The sequence below is a fragment of the Enterococcus alishanensis genome (assembly GCF_019218635.1).
Classification (GTDB): domain Bacteria; phylum Bacillota; class Bacilli; order Lactobacillales; family Enterococcaceae; genus Enterococcus_A; species Enterococcus_A alishanensis.
This window is the reverse complement of the sequence record NZ_JAHUZB010000001.1, coordinates 12,691-32,919: the sequence shown is the minus strand read 5'-3', so window position 1 is coordinate 32,919 and position 20,229 is coordinate 12,691. Positions and strand designations below refer to the sequence as shown.

Annotated in this window: 18 protein-coding genes and 1 other annotated feature; of the genes, 2 read left to right on the top strand and 16 right to left on the bottom strand. The window is 37.5% G+C overall.

Going from position 1 to position 20,229, the window contains the following annotated elements; translation table 11 throughout:
• Positions 1–23: 23 nt before the first annotated feature.
• The 8 genes from KUA55_RS00160 to KUA55_RS00125 all read right to left on the bottom strand — a co-directional run bounded on the left by KUA55_RS00160 (position 24) and on the right by KUA55_RS00125 (position 10,229).
• Positions 24–683, bottom strand: a complete 660-nt coding sequence (locus KUA55_RS00160) for an HAD family hydrolase (protein WP_218324147.1) — start codon at positions 681–683, stop codon at positions 24–26.
• Entirely contained in the window at positions 670–1,986 is a 1,317-nt protein-coding gene (locus KUA55_RS00155; protein WP_218324146.1) for a bifunctional folylpolyglutamate synthase/dihydrofolate synthase, read from the bottom strand. Before KUA55_RS00155 ends, KUA55_RS00160 begins: the two co-directional genes overlap by 14 nt.
• A gap of 77 nt (positions 1,987–2,063) precedes the next feature.
• Positions 2,064–4,709, bottom strand: coding sequence for a valine--tRNA ligase (locus tag KUA55_RS00150; protein WP_218324145.1), 2,646 nt, complete (start codon positions 4,707–4,709; stop codon positions 2,064–2,066).
• Between the two features lie 54 nt (positions 4,710–4,763).
• Positions 4,764–4,968, bottom strand: a binding site (T-box leader).
• A gap of 37 nt (positions 4,969–5,005) precedes the next feature.
• Positions 5,006–5,653: a redox-sensing transcriptional repressor Rex gene (locus KUA55_RS00145; RefSeq protein ID WP_218324144.1), complete on the bottom strand. Its 648-nt coding sequence runs from the start codon at positions 5,651–5,653 to the stop codon at positions 5,006–5,008.
• 119 nt (positions 5,654–5,772) lie between these two features.
• Positions 5,773–6,987 (bottom strand): tRNA uracil 4-sulfurtransferase ThiI, encoded by a 1,215-nt coding sequence (gene thiI, locus KUA55_RS00140; protein ID WP_218324143.1) that lies wholly within the window; start codon positions 6,985–6,987, stop codon positions 5,773–5,775.
• A gap of 10 nt (positions 6,988–6,997) precedes the next feature.
• Complete coding sequence (locus tag KUA55_RS00135; protein WP_218324142.1) at positions 6,998–8,134, bottom strand: cysteine desulfurase family protein; 1,137 nt, start codon at positions 8,132–8,134, stop codon at positions 6,998–7,000.
• A 125-nt stretch (positions 8,135–8,259) separates the two neighbouring features.
• Entirely contained in the window at positions 8,260–8,436 is a 177-nt protein-coding gene (locus KUA55_RS00130; protein ID WP_218324831.1) for a hypothetical protein, read from the bottom strand.
• Between the two features lie 71 nt (positions 8,437–8,507).
• Complete coding sequence (locus KUA55_RS00125; RefSeq protein ID WP_218324141.1) at positions 8,508–10,229, bottom strand: septation ring formation regulator EzrA; 1,722 nt, start codon at positions 10,227–10,229, stop codon at positions 8,508–8,510.
• Between the two features lie 304 nt (positions 10,230–10,533).
• Here KUA55_RS00125 and KUA55_RS00120 point away from each other — a divergent pair, with 304 nt between their 5' ends.
• Positions 10,534–11,889 carry an aspartate kinase gene (locus KUA55_RS00120; protein WP_218324140.1) on the top strand — a complete coding sequence of 452 codons (1,356 nt, stop codon included), beginning with the start codon at positions 10,534–10,536 and terminating at the stop codon, positions 11,887–11,889.
• Positions 11,890–11,908: 19 nt separating this feature from the next.
• On the opposite strand, the gene KUA55_RS00115 is transcribed toward KUA55_RS00120, so the two are convergent.
• From KUA55_RS00115 to KUA55_RS00105, 3 genes are read right to left on the bottom strand one after another with little or no spacing between them, the layout of a single operon-like run.
• Complete coding sequence (locus KUA55_RS00115) at positions 11,909–12,418, bottom strand: pyrophosphohydrolase domain-containing protein (protein WP_218324139.1); 510 nt, start codon at positions 12,416–12,418, stop codon at positions 11,909–11,911.
• A gap of 13 nt (positions 12,419–12,431) precedes the next feature.
• On the bottom strand, positions 12,432–13,268 hold the full coding sequence (locus KUA55_RS00110) for a Cof-type HAD-IIB family hydrolase (protein ID WP_218324138.1): 837 nt from the start codon (positions 13,266–13,268) through the stop codon (positions 12,432–12,434).
• Positions 13,269–13,282: 14 nt separating this feature from the next.
• On the bottom strand, positions 13,283–14,110 hold the full coding sequence (locus KUA55_RS00105; protein WP_218324137.1) for a DUF72 domain-containing protein: 828 nt from the start codon (positions 14,108–14,110) through the stop codon (positions 13,283–13,285).
• Between the two features lie 74 nt (positions 14,111–14,184).
• On the opposite strand from KUA55_RS00105, the gene KUA55_RS00100 reads away from it, so the two are divergent.
• Positions 14,185–15,159, top strand: coding sequence for an asparaginase (locus tag KUA55_RS00100; RefSeq protein ID WP_218324136.1), 975 nt, complete (start codon positions 14,185–14,187; stop codon positions 15,157–15,159).
• Between the two features lie 29 nt (positions 15,160–15,188).
• Here the strand turns inward: KUA55_RS00100 and KUA55_RS00095 are convergent, their stop codons facing one another.
• The 5 genes from KUA55_RS00095 to KUA55_RS00075 all read right to left on the bottom strand — a co-directional run bounded on the left by KUA55_RS00095 (position 15,189) and on the right by KUA55_RS00075 (position 20,216).
• The gene (locus KUA55_RS00095; RefSeq protein ID WP_218324135.1) at positions 15,189–15,923 is read right to left on the bottom strand and encodes an acyl-[acyl-carrier-protein] thioesterase; all 735 of its coding nucleotides are present in this window, start codon (positions 15,921–15,923) and stop codon (positions 15,189–15,191) included.
• Entirely contained in the window at positions 15,916–16,752 is an 837-nt protein-coding gene (locus KUA55_RS00090) for a fructosamine kinase family protein (RefSeq protein WP_218324134.1), read from the bottom strand. The genes KUA55_RS00095 and KUA55_RS00090 overlap by 8 nt, the downstream gene beginning before the upstream one ends.
• Before the next feature lie 13 nt (positions 16,753–16,765).
• On the bottom strand, positions 16,766–17,557 hold the full coding sequence (locus tag KUA55_RS00085) for a tyrosine-protein phosphatase (protein WP_218324133.1): 792 nt from the start codon (positions 17,555–17,557) through the stop codon (positions 16,766–16,768).
• A gap of 109 nt (positions 17,558–17,666) precedes the next feature.
• On the bottom strand, positions 17,667–18,995 hold the full coding sequence (locus KUA55_RS00080) for a C1 family peptidase (RefSeq protein WP_218324132.1): 1,329 nt from the start codon (positions 18,993–18,995) through the stop codon (positions 17,667–17,669).
• 120 nt (positions 18,996–19,115) lie between these two features.
• Complete coding sequence (locus KUA55_RS00075) at positions 19,116–20,216, bottom strand: alpha/beta hydrolase (protein WP_218324131.1); 1,101 nt, start codon at positions 20,214–20,216, stop codon at positions 19,116–19,118.
• Positions 20,217–20,229 lie beyond the last annotated feature (13 nt).

The window sequence follows — 20,229 nt, the reverse complement described above, 5'->3', positions numbered from 1 at the left end:
AAAGTACGCAGAAGAGGAACTGTTTAATTTTTCAAATAGGTGATCACTTCATGCAAACTTGGTAAGACTTCTAAGGTCTTTTCAGCTAATTCTTCCGTTGGTGGAATTAAATCTGGCACCATAATTACTGGAATATTGGCGCTATTGGCTGCTAAGATTCCATTTTTTGAATCTTCCAAAACTAAGGTCTTAGCTGCATCTGTCCCTAATTTTCCCAAGGCATTCAAGAAAATTTCAGGATCTGGTTTAGCATAACTAACATCATCTGCTGACACAATATCAACAAAATAATCGCGAATCTGCGCATGCTCTAGCAGAGATTCAATCACTGATCGTACATTGCTGGAAGCCACAATCTTAGGAATTTCTTGTTCTGTTAAATAATCCAACAATTCAATTACACCTGGCTTTAATTCAACTTTTCCAGCAAAGAAAAGTTCTTTGGCATCGCCCCAACTTTTTTCGATGAAAGCATTGACCACTTCTTTGCCATGTTGGGCATAGACTTTATGCAAATCTTCCCAGACTTCTTCATCGCTAATACCGATATAACGATTATAGATATTCTTATCAAAAGGCAAACCAAATTGATCAGCAGCAACTTGTTGCGTCTCATAATAAATCGTCTCCGTATCAAACAATAAACCGTCCATATCAAATATTACTCCGTTAAATTTCTTCATCTGCGCCTCCTAAATTTATTAATAATTCCCGCACTTGCGAGATAAAATACAATGATCCAGTGACTAGCAATAAGTCGCCTTCTTCCATATCCTCCAACAATTCAGCTAAACCAAATTGCCACAATGAAACGACTGAGAAATTCTTGTTGTTAAATTTGGCATAACGACTCAAATCTAAGGCTTTTGGATATTCAAAAGTAGTTAGATACACTCTGGAACGAGGAATTTTCGCTAGTAAATTTAACATTTCATCAACATCTTTGGTTTCTAAAGCTGAAAATAAAATTTTTATATTAAAGCCTCGAAATTCAGTTTGAATATTTTCCACTAATCGTTCAATCGCGTGACTATTATGGGCACCGTCCAAAATGACTAGTGGTTCATCGCTGATCTTTTCCATCCGACCAGGCCAGCTAGTTTGCGCCAAACCAGTTTGGATATTTTTTTCTATAAAAGGGAGATTCTTTAGCTGGCAATATAAATGATAAAGTTGAATCGCTAAACCAGCATTTTCCACTTGGTGCCGACCTAACAAGGGAACCTTCAAACGGTTTATTTTTCCTGCACCATCAAGATAATTAAATTGTTCACCCCATTGGTTATCTGGTCGTAAATATTCCACTTGATATTCTTTTTGATACTGATAAAGGGGGGCTTGATTCTTTTTAGCAAACTCTTCAATCACAGTTAACGCTTCGGTTGGAATATTTCCAGTCACGACTGGAATCTGAGATTTAATAATTCCCGCTTTTTGGGCAGCGATTTTTTCCAAAGTATTTCCTAGAACATCCATATGGTCATAACCAATCGTTGTAATTGCGGTTAAAATCGGAGACACCACATTAGTAGAATCTAACAAACCACCTAAACCGACTTCTACAATCGCCACATCGACTTGTTTTTCCAAAAAATAATCCAACATCATTGCGGTAATTACTTCAAACTCGGTGATTCCTTGGATCTCTGGCTGCACATCCAATTCAGCGACTAGTGGTTGATATTTTTCGACTAAAGTAATCAAATCCTCATTGACAATCGGCTGATTATCAATCGCAATCCGTTCGTTGAAACTAGTAATATAAGGAGATGTAAAACTCCCCACGGTAACCCCTGTTGCCCCTAACATATTCCGTAAATAAGTAACAGTAGAACCTTTGCCATTTGTACCGGCGATATGAATCACGGGAACTTTTTTTTCAGGATTTCCTACCTTATCTAATAAAGCTTGCACTCTTTCTAACCCAGGTCGTTGTCCAAATTTTACCCGATTATGAATCCAAGCAATCGCTTCTTCTATTGTCAATCTGACTCACCTCATCTTCAGTATAGCAGAAATGTTCAATAGAAAAAGGATTTGCTTTACGCAAATCCTTCGCTTATTTATCCAATTGTTCGTAAACTTTCGATTCGTTCACTTACAGCTGCTTGTTTTTCTAAATAATCTTTTTCTTTGGCTTTTTCTTCAGCCACAACTTTTTCTGGCGCATTAGCAACAAAGCGTTCATTGGCTAGTTTACCTTGCACCCGTTTCACTTCACTGGTCCATTTTGCCAATTCTTTTTCTAAACGTTTGATTTCTTCATCAATATTAATCAAACCAGCTAAAGGAAGATAGATTTCCGCACCGGTTAACACCGCAGACATCGCCAAATCTGGCGCAATAATATCGGCCGAAATCGTCAATTCTTCTGGATTACAGAAGCGTTCGATATAATTAGTATTTTCCACTAAGAATGTATCAATTGCTGGGTCATTAGTTTTAATTAACAAAGTAATTGGTTTTGATAAAGGTGTATTTACTTCAGCTCGAATATTCCGTACTGAACGAATCACTTCTTTTAAGACTTCCATTCCTTTGGCCGCATCGGCATCATCGTATTCTGGATGAACCACAGGATATTCAGCGACTACTAATGATTCACCTGAATGCGGAATCTTGCCCCAAATTTCTTCTGTCACAAATGGCATAATTGGGTGTAAAAGACGTAATGTTTGATCTAAGACATAAACTAAAATGCTCTTGTTGGTTTTCTTAGAAGCATCATCTTCACCATATAAAACTTCTTTACTCATTTCAATGTACCAGTCACAAAAATCGTCCCACACAAAATTGTACAATTGACGACCTGCTTCACCAAATTCAAATTGGTCAAACAAATTCGTTACTTTTTCAACTGTTTGGTTCAAACGAGTTAAAATCCAACGATCAGCTACTGTTTTTTCACCGGTTAAATCAATTTCTTCAACAGTCATGCCTTCTACATTCATCAGGACAAAACGAGAAGCATTCCAAATTTTATTAATGAAATTCCAAGCCGCATCCATTTTTTCATAACTAAAACGCACATCTTGTCCAGGCGCTGAACCATTAGATAAGAACCAACGTAAAGCGTCAGCACCATATTTTTCAATCACGTCCATCGGATCAATTCCGTTACCTAGTGACTTACTCATTTTGCGGCCTTGTTCATCACGAATCAAACCATGAATCAAAACATTTTCAAAGGGGCGTTCTTCAGTAAATGCCAAACTTTGGAAAATCATGCGACTTACCCAGAAGAAAATAATATCGTAACCAGTCACCAATGTATTGGTTGGGAAATAGCGTTTGAAATCAGCAGCCTCAGTATCAGGCCAACCCATTGTTGAAAATGGCCATAAAGCCGAAGAAAACCAAGTATCTAATACATCTGGATCCTGTTCCCAGTTTTCAGCATCTTTGGGTGCTTCCATCCCAACATACATTTCACCAGTTTCTTTATGATACCAAGCTGGAATCCGATGTCCCCACCAAAGCTGACGAGAAATTACCCAGTCATGGACATTGTCCATCCAAGATAGGAAGGTTTGATTGAAACGTTCAGGGAAAAATTTAACTGCATCTTCTGTTTTTTGATTGTCGATGGCTTCCTTTGCTAAAGGCTCCATTTTTACAAACCATTGTGTCGATAATCTTGGTTCAACTACCGCACCACTACGTTCAGAATGACCAACACTATGAGTCATTTTTTCAACTTTGATTAGTCGACCCATTTCCTTCAAGTCAGCAACAATCATTTTTCGGGCAGCAAAACGATCCATGCCAGCATATTTGCCAGCTAAATCATTCATACTACCATCGTCATTCATTACATTTACTCGTGGTAAATCATGACGGTTACCAATCTCAAAGTCATTCGGATCATGAGCAGGAGTGATTTTTACTGCCCCAGTACCAAAATCCATATCCACATAGCTATCGGCAATAATTGGAATTTCTTTATCTACTAACGGTAGGATTGCTGTTTTACCAATTAAATTTTTGTATCTGTCATCGTCAGGATGAACTGCAATCGCAGTATCCCCTAACATTGTTTCTGGTCGAGTTGTCGCAATTTCTAATACACCGCTGCCGTCAGTTAACGGATACGATACATGATAAAACGCACCTTCTAAATCTTTATGAATAACTTCAATATCAGATAAAGCTGTCCGCGCTTGTGGGTCCCAGTTAATAATATATTCTCCGCGATAGATTAAATCTTTTTCGTACAGTGAAACGAAAACTTTTTTAACGGCGTCAGATAAGCCATCATCAAGAGTAAAACGTTCCCGTTTATAATCCAATGATAAACCAAGCTTGGCCCATTGTTCCCGAATATGGCCGGCATATTCTTCTTTCCAATCCCAGACTTGTTCCACAAATTTTTCCCGACCTAAGTCATAACGAGAGACACCTTGTTCTTTAAGTTTTTCTTCTACTTTGGCTTGGGTTGCAATCCCGGCATGGTCCATCCCAGGAAGCCATAAAGTATCAAAGCCTTGCATTCTTTTTTGACGAATAATCATATCTTGTAAGGTTGTATCCCAAGCGTGTCCTAAATGTAATTTCCCGGTTACGTTTGGCGGTGGAATCACAATTGAATAAGGTTTTGCATCGGGGTTTTCTGATGGTTTAAATAAATCTTGGTCTAGCCATTTTTGATAACGACCCGCTTCCACTGCTTGTGGATCAAACTTTGTCGCTAAATTATTTTCTTCTGTCATATTAATCGCTCCTTTTTTTCTGATCAAACAAAAAAGCCCTAAAACATCGAAATGTTTTAGGACGTAATTTACGCGGTACCACCTAATTTGCAGACTTGCTGCCTCTTTGACATGAGTTAACGGTCATGACGCGAATCAGCCTACTAATTTCAGCCAATTTACTCACAAGCTACCTTCCAACTGTCTTTGAAAATGTTTCAGCCAGGCATTTTCTCTCTGAAAAGCGTACAGTCGTACTCCTCTTGATCATCGTATGACCAATTCTACAATGAAGTATACAACTTGTAAAGACCAAGCTAGCTGGGATTGACCATTTCATCGAAATAAATTAACGACTGTAGCTCCGAAGTCAAATCAATATAGCGAATATTAACATTTTCTGGCACATTTAAAGGATCAGGAGCAAAATTTAAAATTGCTGTTACACCGTTTTTAACAACAATATCAATCGCTTCTTGCGCATACCGACTTGGCACGGTTGAAATTGCCACTTGAATATTTTCTTTGACAAAAACTTCCGGTAACTCTGATAAATCATGGACCAAAAAACCATCAATAATTTGACCGATTTTATTAGGGTCGTTATCAAATGCACAAACAATATTCAAATTATCATTTCTGCGGAAATTATTTTTTAGCAATGCTTGACCAAGATTACCCACACCAATCAATGCAATCTTTTTTTCTTCTTTCGTATCTAAAATACCACTAAAAACGGTGATCAAATCTTTTACATTATAACCATAACCACTGCGACCTAACTCACCAAAATGGGAAAAATCTCGTCGAATTGTTGCAGAGCCCACTTGCGTCAGATTTGCCAATTCAGAGGATTTTATTCGGGTAATATTTTTTGCATTTAATTCCTTTAAGCAACGTAAATATAAAGAGAGTCTTTTCGTAGTGGCTTTTGAAATTGCAGGTTTTTCCTTCATTTTTTCCATTTCAATCCACTCCTTGTTATTGTTTTCACATATTATCATAACATGTATCAAGAATCGTTACAAATAAGATTTCAAATAAAAAAACCATCAAATTACGAAAATTTGATGGCAAAAACTTTTTATAATAAATCAGCAAAGGCATCAACCATTTCTTGCTGACTCTTCTCTGGTGTGATGGCTTCTATTTTTAAACCAGTTAACGCACGAGCTATCATTCCTTCAATATCTAAGCGGGTCTCTAATGCTTGGACTTTATCAAGTTTTGGTCGGGTTTTTGGTTGTGGCGGTGCAAAAATCGTACAGCAATCTTCAAAAGGTTGGATTGCTAACTCAAAAGTATCGATTTTTTCGGCTAATTCGATAATTTCTGTTTTATCCATTGTTACCACTGGACGAATAATCGGTGTCGTCGTCACTTCATTAATTGCCAACATGCTGTGTAATGTCTGAGAAGCTACTTGACCTAGCGATTCACCGTTGATAATTACTAAACCTTTTCGCATTTCACGAATGGCATCCGTTATTCGCAACATCATACGACGGGTAATGGTCATCCAGTAACCTTTGGGTGTATGTTTTTTAATTTCTTCTTGAATTTCTGTAAAAGGAACTTCAATAAATTGGATGCTACCAACATATGGTGTTAGTTTTTCTGTTAAATCTTTGGCCTTTTGTAAAGCTTGTTCGCTGGTATACGGTGGCGATGCAAAATGGACTGCTTCAATTTCGACACCACGTTTCATTGCTAAATATCCTGCCACTGGCGAATCAATTCCACCTGACAACATCAACATTCCACGACCGCTAGTTCCTACTGGCAACCCGCCTGCACCTTTAATTGTTGCAAAAGATAAAAAGGCTGCATCTCGACGAATTTCCACACGTAAATTAATATCTGGTCGTTTCATTTGAGCTTTGATATCTGGAAAAACATCTACGACTGCTTGACCTAAAAATTGTTGTAAATCATGGGTATTCATTTCAAACCCATGATCACTTCTTTTAGCTGTGATTTTAAAAGTTTCTTCACCAGTATAAATTTCTCGCATAATATCTTCTGCTACTGCTCTTAATGCTTCCGGTGTTTTTTCAACCCGGATACTAGGAGAAAAATTTTGAATTCCAAAAACTTTTTGTAGCTTTGGAATCACCAAGTTAGAATCTTCTCCATTTAAAATTAAATGCATCCGATCACGGTCGGCATGAATTTTTAAAGCAGGAAACTCAATAAGCGCACCGCGAACATTTTGTGCCAATTGCATAATAAAACTCCGGCGATTTTTTCCTTTTGTTGATAGTTCACCGTAACGAACCATAATTTCTGTATATTGCAAGAGAATCCTCCTAATTAATTTTGTTGAATTTTTCGTAGATATGATTGAAAACCACCATAAATTGTTCTATTTCAGCCATCGTATTGCTTTCATCTAAGCTGACGCGAATTGCTGTTGTCGCCAATTCATGAGGAATCTTCATGGCGCCTAAGGTTGAACTATCAGCTTTTTTCTTGCTAGAACAAGCACTGGTAGTCGAAACAAAAATTTGTTTTTCCTCCAAAGCATGAACCAATACTTCCCCACGAATATCTTTAATCCCAAAAGTTAAGATATGGGGCGCGGCATGTTCATCTCCCGAGAAAACGGTGACTTTATCATAGCGCTTCAATGCAGCTTTCAAAGCTTGACGCAAGCTATTCAAATGATCTGGATACACTTTTTCTAAATGAATCCGTAGCGCTTTACTCATGGCAACAATTCCCGGTGTATTTTCGGTACCACTGCGTTGCCCATTTTCTTGTCCGCCGCCATTAATTAAAGGCATTAATTTTCGGCCAGTTTTCCAATAATTAAAACCAACACCACGAGGACCATGAAACTTATGGGCTGAAAAAGTAGCAAAATCTACCCGTGGTGTTAGCCACAAGCTTTGATCAACTTTCCCAATAGCTTGCACAGCATCAACATGAAAGTGAATGGTTGGAAAATCTGCCAATAGCTCACTAATTTCTTGAATCGGCTGTAACGCGCCCATTTCATTATTCACGGCCATCACTGATACTAGAATAGTTTCTGGACGAATCAATTTTTTCAATTCAGCAATCTCCACGCGGCCAGATGAATCTACCGGCACAACACTGACATCAAATCCTTGCGTTGCTAATTGTTCCGCCGTATTTCTAACAGCCGAATGTTCAACACTGGAGATGATCAAATGATTACCAAAATCTTTTTTGGCCCACGCAGTACCTTTGAGGACCCAGTTGTCCCCTTCTGTCCCACCACTAGTAAAGAAAATTTCTTGTGGCTTGACTTGAATTAATTCAGCAATTTGTTTACGAGCTTGTTGCAGTAAACGATGCGCTTGACTCCCCAAGTCATGTAAACTTGAGGGATTTCCTATGATACGTTGACTCGTTTTTACATATGTATCTAAAGCTTGCGGATAAATCGGCGTGGTAGCACTATTATCAAAATAAATCATTTATTTACCTTCCTTCAAAAATTCTTTCTCATTATAACGGGTAATTCACTCAACGTAAAGCGCAGATGTCTTCATAAATTAAGGACAAAAAAAGCAGTTTAACCAAATAAAATAAAAAATTCTGTTTATTCCCGTTCCTGCCAATAGATTAATTCCTCCGGTGAAAAATAGAATTGCTGATCTGAACCAAAACGTACCAAGATTTGATTTTTCTCTTGATAGAAATTGACAATTGTCCCATACTCATTTTTCATTGATCCGGTTACTGGTGTAACGCCATCGCCAATTTTAAAACTTTTCATCAATATTTCTCCTCATTATTTTTATTGTTAAAAAAAGAAGCTGGAATGAAATCATTCCAGCTCCCTGATTTTTAAGCTAAATCACGATTATTAAAATAGAAATCCTCAATTCGTTTAAATGCACCTGGTTCAACTCTTTCTAAAGCTGTGCCAATTTCATCTAAAGCATCTTGATAGCGGAATTCCTTATTAAATAAATCGTAGCTAATTTCGATCGCTTCTTTCACATCCGCATGGGTGTGGCGGTAACGATTCGCATATTGCATCATTTGTTCAGTCAGCGCAGCTGCGTCCACCAAATCATTGGTTTTTTCATCCAATGAAATCATATCTTCATCACACAGAGCAACAAGTTTGTTGATGTCTGTCATGTTGATACGGATTTGGTTAAGCGAACGGCTTAACTCTTCCACCCGATCAGTCGCAATGAAGAAAAATTCTAGATAATCTGAAGGTAACCCTGGCAAACGTTGGTGTTCAACATAACGTTTAAAACCTCGAAGACGGAATTCATATTCCTCAATCCGGTCTTGTGCCACTTTTTCCCCTTTACGCAACTCCTGTAAGTCATTACCAATCTCAACTTGCTTCGCTTCAATATCTTCCAACACTTTGTAAGCATCTTGATAGAAAACTTCCACTTCAGAAAAAGCGATTTGATGTTTATCAATCATTGGTTCTAAGTTACGATTGCGACGTTCAAGTTCTTCGATTTCTGTTTGGAAACCGCGTGCCCGACCTAACTCATTGTTGTTTAAGGTATAGCTTTGGGAAGTGTGATCCAGTTCCACCATCAATTGATGATTGTTAGCTGCTGCATGTTGGATAAATTCAGCAATTAATTTGCGATTTTTTTCAACATATTGGCGAGCATTGAATTCTTTTTCAAGAATACTATATAACTCGTCGATTTTTTCAGCAGTTTCTTTGTTGGCTGTTTCCACTGTTTCCAGTTCAACTTTTTCTAAATCTTCTAACGCATGAGTGACTCTTCTGCGAATCTGCTCAAGTCGTTCTTCAAAGTCTTCTTCTGGTAAAACAACATCTTCATCCATCATCGTTTGATAGGTTTCTTCGAGTTCGTCAATTTGTCCTGGGAATGTTGCACTTAATTCTTCAAATATACTAGGAATTTTTTGGATCGTGGCTTGCACTTTGTACGTGTTGGCCTCAGCATCGTCTAGTACTTCACGGGCTTCAACTGGGTCACCTGATGTATTTAAGGTAACAAATTGGGTGAATTCAAGTTCGACATTTTTGACTTGTTTTTGAATCTCAGGTAAAGCTGGACCAAATTGATCATTGTTTTCCTGTAATTCTTTTTTCAATTCTTCAAAAATATCTAAGGCTTGTTGGACCGCCAATGAATTGCGCTCTTCAGTTTCACGGAGTTCTTTCAAACCCAGCTGCACTTCTTCAGCACTGGCTTCCATCTCATCCATTGTTTTTTCAGCAGCTTCAATTGCTGCTTTACTTTGGAATAAGCGGAAAGTTTCATTTTGGCTTTCGACTTCAAAGATTTGGCTTTCTAATTCAGCAAAATCATTGATGTAAACGTCGTTCCATTTTTGATTCCATTCGCGAAAGGTATTTTGACTTTGGCCTACAAGATGCATCTTTCTGACCTCATCAATTTCTTCCACGATCGGTAAATCAAACCAAGCTTCTTTGCGTTCCTCCAACTTTTTCAGTCGTTCTTGGTTTTTCTTGCGCATAAAATACCCAACCAAGTATAAAGCGGCCGCTATGATAGCTAAACCAATGATGATACCAATAATCAAATTGCTTCCCATGAATGATTTTCCTTTCAACTCATAATAAAAAGATTATTGTTTAGTATAATTGATTCCTATGTTTTTTTGACGAAAACATCTAGCTTAGATTATAGCATAAACTTTGCAAGCCTACACTAATACTTTTCAAATATTCTTCATTTTTTTATGTGAAATCTTTTGAGGTAACGATTCTTTTCTGAAATTTTTTAGTCTATTCGATTAAATAAACAAATATTTTTTCATTTTTCCTTTAAAAAGAACCTTGAAGTCATCGGGCTTTTCGGCTATGATTAAGCTTACATTAAAATAAGAGGTGATTAAAGTGAAAGTAATCAAATTTGGTGGAAGCTCGGTCGCTTCAGCCACACAATTAAAAAAAGTCTTAGCTATTGTGAAGAGTGATGTCACGCGACGTTTCGTTGTTGTTTCAGCACCAGGCAAAAGAAATAATGAAGACCAGAAAGTCACCGATTTATTAATCGCCTATTATGAAGCTGTAAAAGTCAAAACAGATACAACTGAAATCACCCAAGCTATCTTACGTCGCTACGGTGTGATGGCGGAAGAATTGGGAATATCAGAAGAATTGTGCCAACAATTTCAAGCTGAATTAGCTGAGTTGAAAAATAATTTTGATGAAAGCAATCCTTATATGCTAGATGCTTTCTTGGCAACTGGTGAAAACTTAAATGCGCAATTAATTGCTAACTTTTTTAAAAATAGCGGCCTAGATGCCCGCTACATTAATCCTAAAGAATTAGGCATACAAGTTTCTGCACAACCTCATAATGCCAGAATATTAGAAAAATCCTATGAAAAAATCTACCAATGGCGCGACAGTAATGATATTTTAGTCATTCCCGGATTTTTTGGTTTTACCGAAGAAGGTCAGATCTGCACCTTTTCTCGAGGTGGTTCCGACATTACCGGTTCGATTGTTGCCGCGGGCTTAAAAGCGGATTGCTATGAAAACTTTACCGATGTCGATGGGATATTTGCCGCAAATCCCAAGTATATCCATGACCCAGAATTAATCGACGTTTTAACTTACCGGGAAATGCGCGAATTAAGTTATGCAGGCTTTAAAGTTTTCCACGATGAAGCCTTAATGCCTTCTTATCATGCAAAAATTCCGGTTGTGATTAAAAATACCAATAATCCTAATTGTACTGGAACAATTATTACTGAATCTTACAACAAAGCGAAACACCATAATGAAGTAGTCGGTGTTGCTAGTGATGGCGGTTTTTGTAGTATTACCATTGCTAAATATTTATTAAACCGAGAAATTGGGATTGTTCGTAAAATCCTCCAGGTTTTTGAAGATTTAGATATCAGCTTTGAGCATATGCCATCAGGAATAGATGATATTTCGATTGTTTTACGAGAAGAACAATTGACTCCTGAAATTGAAAAAGCATTATTAGAAAATATCGAGAATGCTATTTCGCCAGACCTAATGGAAATAGAACATGACTTGTCCGTGCTTGCGCTAGTAGGTGAAGGCATGCGAGATCGTCCAGGTACTACAGCAGAAAGTGCAGCTGCTTTAGCTAGAAAAAATATTAGCTTGCGAATGATCAGTCAGGGCGCTGACGAGCGGAGTATCATTTTTGTTATCCGGGGAGATCAGGAAAGACAAGCTGTACGATCTATTTATTACACTTTTTTTGATTAAAAAAAGACTTGGCAGCTGATTAGCTAGTCAAGTCTTTTTGTCTGTCTAATTCTTTAGAAATAAGTGGCTCCGGTGCAAAATCTTCAGCCCAATTTTCAGGCTTCATGACTTTATGAGTCACTGGATGATAATGTGCTTTACCATCTGGAAATAATTTCCCCATGTTTGCTCGATGAACAATTTCAAAAATTGGTTGTGGGTCAACGCCCATCAAAGCAAAAGAACCATAAGTAAAATACAACAAATCAGTTAAGGCATCCACTTCTGCAACCAGTGGATCTGGTACGGCTTCAGCTTTGTTTAAGATTTTAGTTTTAGCTGTCTCAATACTTTGATGAAGCTCCTCGGTTAAGGCTGAAAAAAGCTGTTCCTCTCCAGCTGCCGCGCCATATAAATATTCAACGATTTCTTCTACTTTAAAACCTGCCCGAAAACTTGCAGCACTACTTTGATAAGCTTGCGGCTTGTTAGGCGGATGAGGTTCAAATTGCTGATGAAATTCTTGGGCCATTTCGTAAGGTGTTTTCATACTTTCTCCTTCATCAAATAATATCAAAATGTTTTAACGCTTTTGCAATACCATCTGCTTCATTGGTGTCCGTTACATAATCTGCACTAGCTTTCGTTTCTGCCTGACCATTTCCCATAGCAACACCGATTCCAACATGGGTGAGCATTTCTATATCATTAAAATGATCGCCAAAAGCCATCACTTCTTCCGGTTGAATATCAAAAGCGGTTAAAAATTTTTCAATCCCATGATATTTTGAGCCATTCTTAGGAATAATGTCTATCGAATAAGGATTGGAACGCTGAAAGGAACAGTTAGGCAATAATTCAGCCAATTTTTGATTTTCTGATTCGGCAGCGAACAAGACACATTGATAAATCGGTTCCTTTAAAATTCCTAGTTTGGCAAAACGTTCTTTTTTGCGATTCGAGCTGAACTTTTGCATGAATTTCCTCGTCATTCTTACTGGAAACCAAGAAGGTATAAAACCTGCAATTTTTTTCACAGCAGCTGACTGAGAGAATTTCATAATACTACTGCCTTCAACATGATGGCGCCCGCCAAAAATAATCTGTCGCCGTTCACGATCAGCAAAATCAACGATTTCATCCAATACCTCTTGGGAAAAAGGCTCGGCAAAAATTGTTTTTTCTTTGCTAAATACAATTTGTCCATTATAGGTCACAAACATATCCATCGGTAAGTGATCAATGCGTTCTTCAATATCTACCGGTCCACGTCCAGTCGCAATCCCGCATAAAATACCTTTTGCTTGAGCTGCGGCAATCGCTTTTCTAGTACTATCCAAAGCTTTTGATTCAGTTGTTACTAATGTCCCATCAATATCAAAAAAAATTGCTTTAATCATGTTCATCCCTTTTTCTAAAATAAGCCTAACTGACTAGGATTTAAGGCTTGATAATCTAAATTTAGTATCTCTTTTAATGTTAAAGCATTTCCGGCCGCATCGCCACCAGAATTATTATTAAAAATAATTGCTACTTCATCCACTTCGGCTGCAACTTGTTGAATTTTCTTTGCCAAGTCATTTAATTCTGTTTGATTATAGCGATAAAGGGTTCTTTTTTTACGCCATTCAGGACTATTATCTTTCCAAAAAGTTTGATTTCTGCCATGAAAACGAAACAGTACAAATTCTGGATTGGTAATCGTCAGATCCAACGGAACTGTATCTAATAATTTCGGTTCATCCACCATTACTAGACTATATTCTAATTTCTTCATGAGCGCCATAGTTTTGTCATGAAAGCCTTCTGCATACCAGCTAGCGTCTCTTAATTCTACTGCTATTGGTAACTCCTGAAACATTTCTCGCAATTCTTCCAGATAACGCACATTTTCTTTTGTTAATTTAAACTGCGCTGGAAATTGTGCCAAAAAACAATAAAGTTGCCCATTTTTTATGATAGGTGCCATCACTTTTAAAAATTGCTGGTAAATCTCTTGCAGGCTTTCTTCTGGCGCCAAATCTTTTTGTTTGGTTAATGGACTAGGTAATTTTATAATAAAGCGAAAAGTCTGAGGTACTTGCGTCAGCCAATTTTCAACGGTTTTTGCTGCGGGAATCCCATAAAAACTGGTATCTAATTCCACCAAAGGTAAAAAACCAGCGTATTCAAATAGGCTGCTTTTCTTTTTACCAGTTAAAGTATCATGTTCACTAAAAGAAGTTAAGCCAATTCTAATCATATCTCTCTCCAATTATTTTTTTACTAGTATACAATATCTTTAGAAGATAGAAAAATTTATAAGAAGGTGATCAATTGAAAAAGATTTTGATTTTACATACTGGCGGGACAATCTCCATGAGCCAAGATGACCATGGTACCGTTCGTCCAGATGAAAAGAATCCTTTAGTCGCTGCCGGTCATGAGATGAATGTTCCTAATAATATTGAGATTGTGGTGGAAGAGTTCTCTAACTTACCCTCTCCCCACATTACTTTAGAAATTATGTTGCAGCTAAAAGAAAAAATTAAAGAAGCTAAAAAAAATGGTTTTGACAGTGTAGTCATTACTCATGGCACTGATACATTAGAAGAAACCGGCTACTTTTTAGATCAAACTATCGGCAAATTAATGCCGGTCATTATCACTGGTGCGATGCGTTCAATTAATGAATTAGGTTCAGATGGTTTGTATAATTTTGCTAGCGCTATTCGAGTGGCTGCTAGTGACGACGCACAAGGCAAAGGTGTGATGGTGGTAATGAATGATGAAATTCACTCTGCTCGTCACGTAACCAAGACCCACACAACGAATGTGGCGACATTTCGGACACCAACTTTGGGACCCATTGGTTTAGTCACCAAGACCCACATTTTATTTTTACAAGAATTACCAGATACCACCCATTATGATATTCAAAGTGTCGACAACATGATTCCAATTATCAAAGCTTATGCTGGGATGCAAGGTAAATTTTTTGAAATATTAACCCAAACTGATTGGGTGGACGGCTTAGTAATCGAAGCTTTAGGTGCTGGTAATCTACCACCACAAACTTTAGGCGCACTGGATACCTTGATTCAAAAAAAACTACCGGTGGTTTTAGTTTCTCGTTGTTTCAACGGCATTGCAGAGCCAGTCTATGATTATCATGGCGGCGGTGTGGAACTTGCCGAAAAAGGTGTAATATTCTGTCCTGGAATCAATGGCCAAAAAGCCCGCATCAAATTATTAATTGCTTTGAATGCTGGCTTAAACTTTGAAGAATTAAAAGCTTATTTAGAAGAATAAGAAAAAAGCCTTCTGAAATTCAGAAGGTTTTATCTTTTTTCCCATAAAAAGTTCGCTTCACAAGCTAATTGATCGCCAAAACGAATTGCATGACGGCTTCGCAATGCCTCTTCTTCTAGTAAATCATAATAACTATCGATATCTACACCGTATAAAACTTCTTTATCAAACTTCAGATTAGCATAAGTCGGACGATATGTTTCCATAAATTCTCTACCTAACACATCAATTAACCAATTAAAATAAATAGCATTATTCACATGATGATTACTATCCAAATCATAATAGCGAACATGATAAGGACGGCTGGTTTCTGATTCAACCTGTTCAATCTTTTCCCAGCGATGAATTTTCTTAATTTGTTCTGATTCGAAAGGTGCCATCAATTCTGCGGAGACACTGGTGATTTTCCGTGCCTTCACGTCCATTAAGGCAAAAGCCATGTTAATTTGCACCAATTCTTCACCGGCTTCATTGTAGATCCAAAAAGAACGATAACAGAAAAATTTATTAAAAGCCGTCGGTTCAGTCACAATCTTGATGGTTTGATCGACTTTCGGCAATTGTTGAATGATCACTTCAGTCTGGGTAATCACCCAAGTAATTCCTAGCGTATTGATGTAATCTGAGCCTACTCCTAGAATATCGCTTTGTTCTGATGATACTTTTATCGCTACACTAATCATCATTGGAAAAGTCATTTCTCCGTTGAGATCACATTCATAATAACTGACTTGATGCATGGTTTCGTGTTTCTTACCCACCTAAATTTCCTCCTAAAATTTTATCTACAGCTCCGCCATAGCTTTCGCCAAACATATTTAAGTGAGCCAATAAATAGTACAGTTGATATAATGGCAAGCGTTCTTCAAAACCTGTCGTCAACAAATATCCTGCTTGATAAGTTTCCAAAAATTCATTGCGAAAGCCACCAAATAGTTGCGACATGGCGATATCTAATTCTCGATGTCCAAAATATACTGCTGGGTCAACAAAAATAGGTTGTCCCGCTTGATCAAAGAAAGTATTGCCACTCCAAAAATCCCCATGTAACAAGGATGGTTTGAAGGTTAAATCGCCCCAATTTTTATAGGCAACTGCCTTTAAATGTGCATAATCTGCCGCTCTTTCCGGTGTCCAATGATTACGGTTTTTAGCAATTTCAATCTGGACTTCTAAACGATTTTTAAAATAAAAATCCCACCAGTTTGCTTCTGGATGATTGATTTGCGGTAATAAACCAATAAAATTATCCTCTGACAAACCGAACAAATCTGATTTGACTTGGTGAATTTTGATTAAATCTTTTGCCAAGTCTTGTTGATCACCATTTCCAGGTTCAATCCATTCCAATAAAAGAAAGGCATTCCCTTCAAAATCGCCAACTTGAAAAACTTTTGGAACCCGCACGACTTGTCCTAGCTGTTCAAGACCAAAAACTTCCGCTTGAAAAAAGGCAGCATCAACATGGGGATGATATTTTAAAAAATAATCGGTTTTTCCATCGGTAACACGATAGGCTTGATTAATATCACCACCAACAATTGGTAACGATTTTTCTTTTAACCCTAATTGCTTTAAAATCGGATCCATTTCAAGCCACCTCTTATTCTAAATATAATCGCTGTAAATCTTTCAGATCTGCTGCATGTAAGCCAATACCATCGATTAAGAAATTGTCTACTGTACCATAATTTTCATCAATCAAATTTAGGCTTTTTGTTAAATATTCCTTGCGAGCCATTGTCATATCTTTAACGCTGGCTAATAAAGCGTCAGGCACACCATTTTCTTTTGCATGTTGCAACATATTATCAGTGAAGCCCTTTAAAAATTCATTGGTAGCTAAATAATCGGTCATGGCAGTAACACGGTCTACACCTAAGCCACTCAATAACAATAACGCTGCAAAACCAGTCCGGTCTTTTCCAGCAGTACAATGAAATAAGACACTTTCATTAGGATTTTCATTGGCTAACACAATCTCAAAAAATTTGTGGTATTGTTTTCTAACATAGTCATCTAATACAAAACTTTCATAGGCATCCATCATTTGTCCAAAGGCTGATTCACCGTTTTCCATGCGCTTCAATAAGGCTTGCGGAGAGGCGGTTAATTCTTCCTTCTTCTCTTGTTTTTCTGGAAAAATTGGCAGAAAAATATTTTCCGCTAAAGTAACGTCTTTGTCTGGTTGAGAAGAACGTTCATCCGTTGAACGAAAATCGACAATCTTACGAATACCATATTTTTCTAAATAATTTTGGTCAGTTTCATCTAATAAATTAATCGCAGCTGAGCGAATCAACTTTTGACTGGCCACTTTTTTTCCATCTTTATTGGTATAGCCACCCAGTTCTCGCATATTTTCAGCATGTTTTACAGCTAAGGGTTTTCCCATTTTTATTCCCCCTCGGTCAAATTTATTTTCTTTAAGTATAGCATAGAAAATTATTTTCGCTGGTGAAAACAAAAAGACCGACTCTTCTAGAGAAGTCGATCTAGTATTTTTAGGCTAAGGCACCCATCGGATCCCACGGTGCTAAAACTTTTGGCTCTGCTTCAAAAGCAGCCCGTTGTTCTGGTGATAAGAATTCTTTTCTCACAACGATTTGATAGGTGTATTCGCTCATCCAGTCATCACTCATGACAAAATAACCTTTTTCACCGACTTTTTCGCCCCAGCTATTTTCTACTTTCCATTTCGCTGATTCACCGTTAATTACATCCACACCGGTTAGAACCATCGCATGAGTCATCATACTTTCACCATAATCTAAGCGTTCTGCTTTCGTCATAGCAAAATCTGTATCAAATAGATCATCCATGTCAAAAATGTCCAATGCCATGATACCATCTTTGCTGACAGAAGACTGACCCACATCACAACCAAACCAAACTGTTTCGCCTTGTTCCAATTGTTGTAAGGCTAATTTTTTCAATTCAGGCATTTCCAAGTTAAGATACTTCACTTGTTTACCACCGACTACATTACCCAGCATGTCGACAGTGTAAGATTGGTTAAATGGTTTATCGTCAGTTGGTGCATGGATAATGCTGACATATTCATCTAAATCCACATCAACATATTTCTTATAAAAACTTTGTGGCGTCATGCCTTGGTCAATATGGTAATTTTTTTCTTCATCCCGATATTCAAAATCAAATTCCTCTGGTGGTGTACCTAGAGAAATGGCCAAGAAATTATAAACTTCTTGTAACATCGCTTGGCGATTGTCTTCAATTTGTTCTGGAGAAGCATTTTCAGCCACCAGTTGACGTAAGATTACAGCGTGTTTCCGCAATAATTTATTTAAGTAATTATTTAAATTGCGTGAATTGATACTGTTTTTACTTTCTGGCATCACAGCTTTTGGTACAACACCGTATTTTTGGAAAATAGAAACAATCATGTCCCATTGCCCGCCATCTTGTTGCGGTGTTTGCATCAAAAATGCAACTTCTCTGCTTGCTGTTGGTTCTTTGGCAGTATTTAAAATATTTTGATAGAAATAATTAGCCTTCTCATATTTGTCCCAAAAGAAAGTATAATTCTGTGACAATTCAAAATCCTTCAGTTGATAACTAGTAATCATTTTGTGGCGGAAAGTATTCAAAGCGGCAAACATCCAGCAACGACCTGATTGTTTTTGGTCAGATACTTTTCCGGTAGTTAAATCAATGGAGAAGACCGGTGCATTTTTTACGTGAGCGCTGACATTTTCAGCTGACTCCACAATCCCATTTTTAACTACACCCCGTTGTAACGCGACTTGTTTACGATTCATTAAAAATTCTTCACGAAATGTTTTTGTAAGTTCTTGATTAATTTCTGTCATGTCAAAAACCTCCTTGCTCTTATTCTACGACTAAAATGCTTGTGAAACAATCCTAACACTCTTGCTTTAATGCCCACAAAAAAACAGTTGAAAAAGTTTCTTCCAACTGTCTCATTTGTTCTATAATCCATTTTCTACAAAATCTATCATTTCATCGACGCTGTCTTCTGCTTGTGCCCAAACGCCAATTTTATCTGCAAAGCCATGACCTAATCCACGATATTCGATGATTTTCACTGGTACATTGGCTTTGTTTAATTTTCTAGCAAAGGCTTCATCTTCAATGCGTAAATAATCAAATTCTCCGACTATCAAAAGAGTCGCCGGCAAATCTTGTAGCTCGCCTAAATAAGGACTTAAATAAGGATCTTCCAAATTTTCTGCTTTTAACATATAACCTAAATTGTCCGATGCCGTTAAACGCAAAGCTTCCAGAGATACTTCAATCAAATCTTTTTGTTCAGTAGCTGGTTTAAAATCAAAAGCTTGGTAATTTAGATTTTCATCTTCTTTAGTGGACATATTAACACTAGGATAATACAGAACTTGTTGATGGACCATTTTTGTTTGCTGGTCGCGATCCATCATGCTACAAACCGCTGCCAAATTTCCGCCAGCTGAGTCACCAGCAATAGTAATTTTTTGGGGATCGCCTTGATATGTTTGAATATTTTGATAGACCCAAGTTAAGCCTTCAAAGCAATCTTGTAAACCCGTCGGAAATGGATTTTCCGGCGCCAAACGATAATCGATTTGCACTGCTAAAAATCCAGTCTTCTCAACGAACAATTTACACAATTCTTCCACCACTTCTGGTTGCCCCGCAGAAAAACTACCACCGTGAATATAATATAAAACCGGTGCATTTAGTTTCGTATTTTTTCGATACAAACGTAAGGGGATCTGATTATCGGTGGTTAAGTGAATCGTCTCAACACCATCAGTAATCGGCAGACTCTTAACCCCATTATTCACCATGCGAGTCAAAGTACCGTCGGGTTCACCACTGCGTTGCCCTAATTGACTCATAAATGCTAAAGTTTCTGCGCCACCGTCCTTTTCAAAGCCAGGCAAAATTTCCGCGTAGTATTTAGGATCCAAAACGCCTTTCGCTGAAACATTGGGAATCGGCTTAATTATTTTTTCTAGTCCGTCTTCTACGATTATTTCCGTTTCTTTTTTTAAAGTAGCTAAATTTAAATTTGTATATTCTCTTTTCAAAAAAATCACCTCA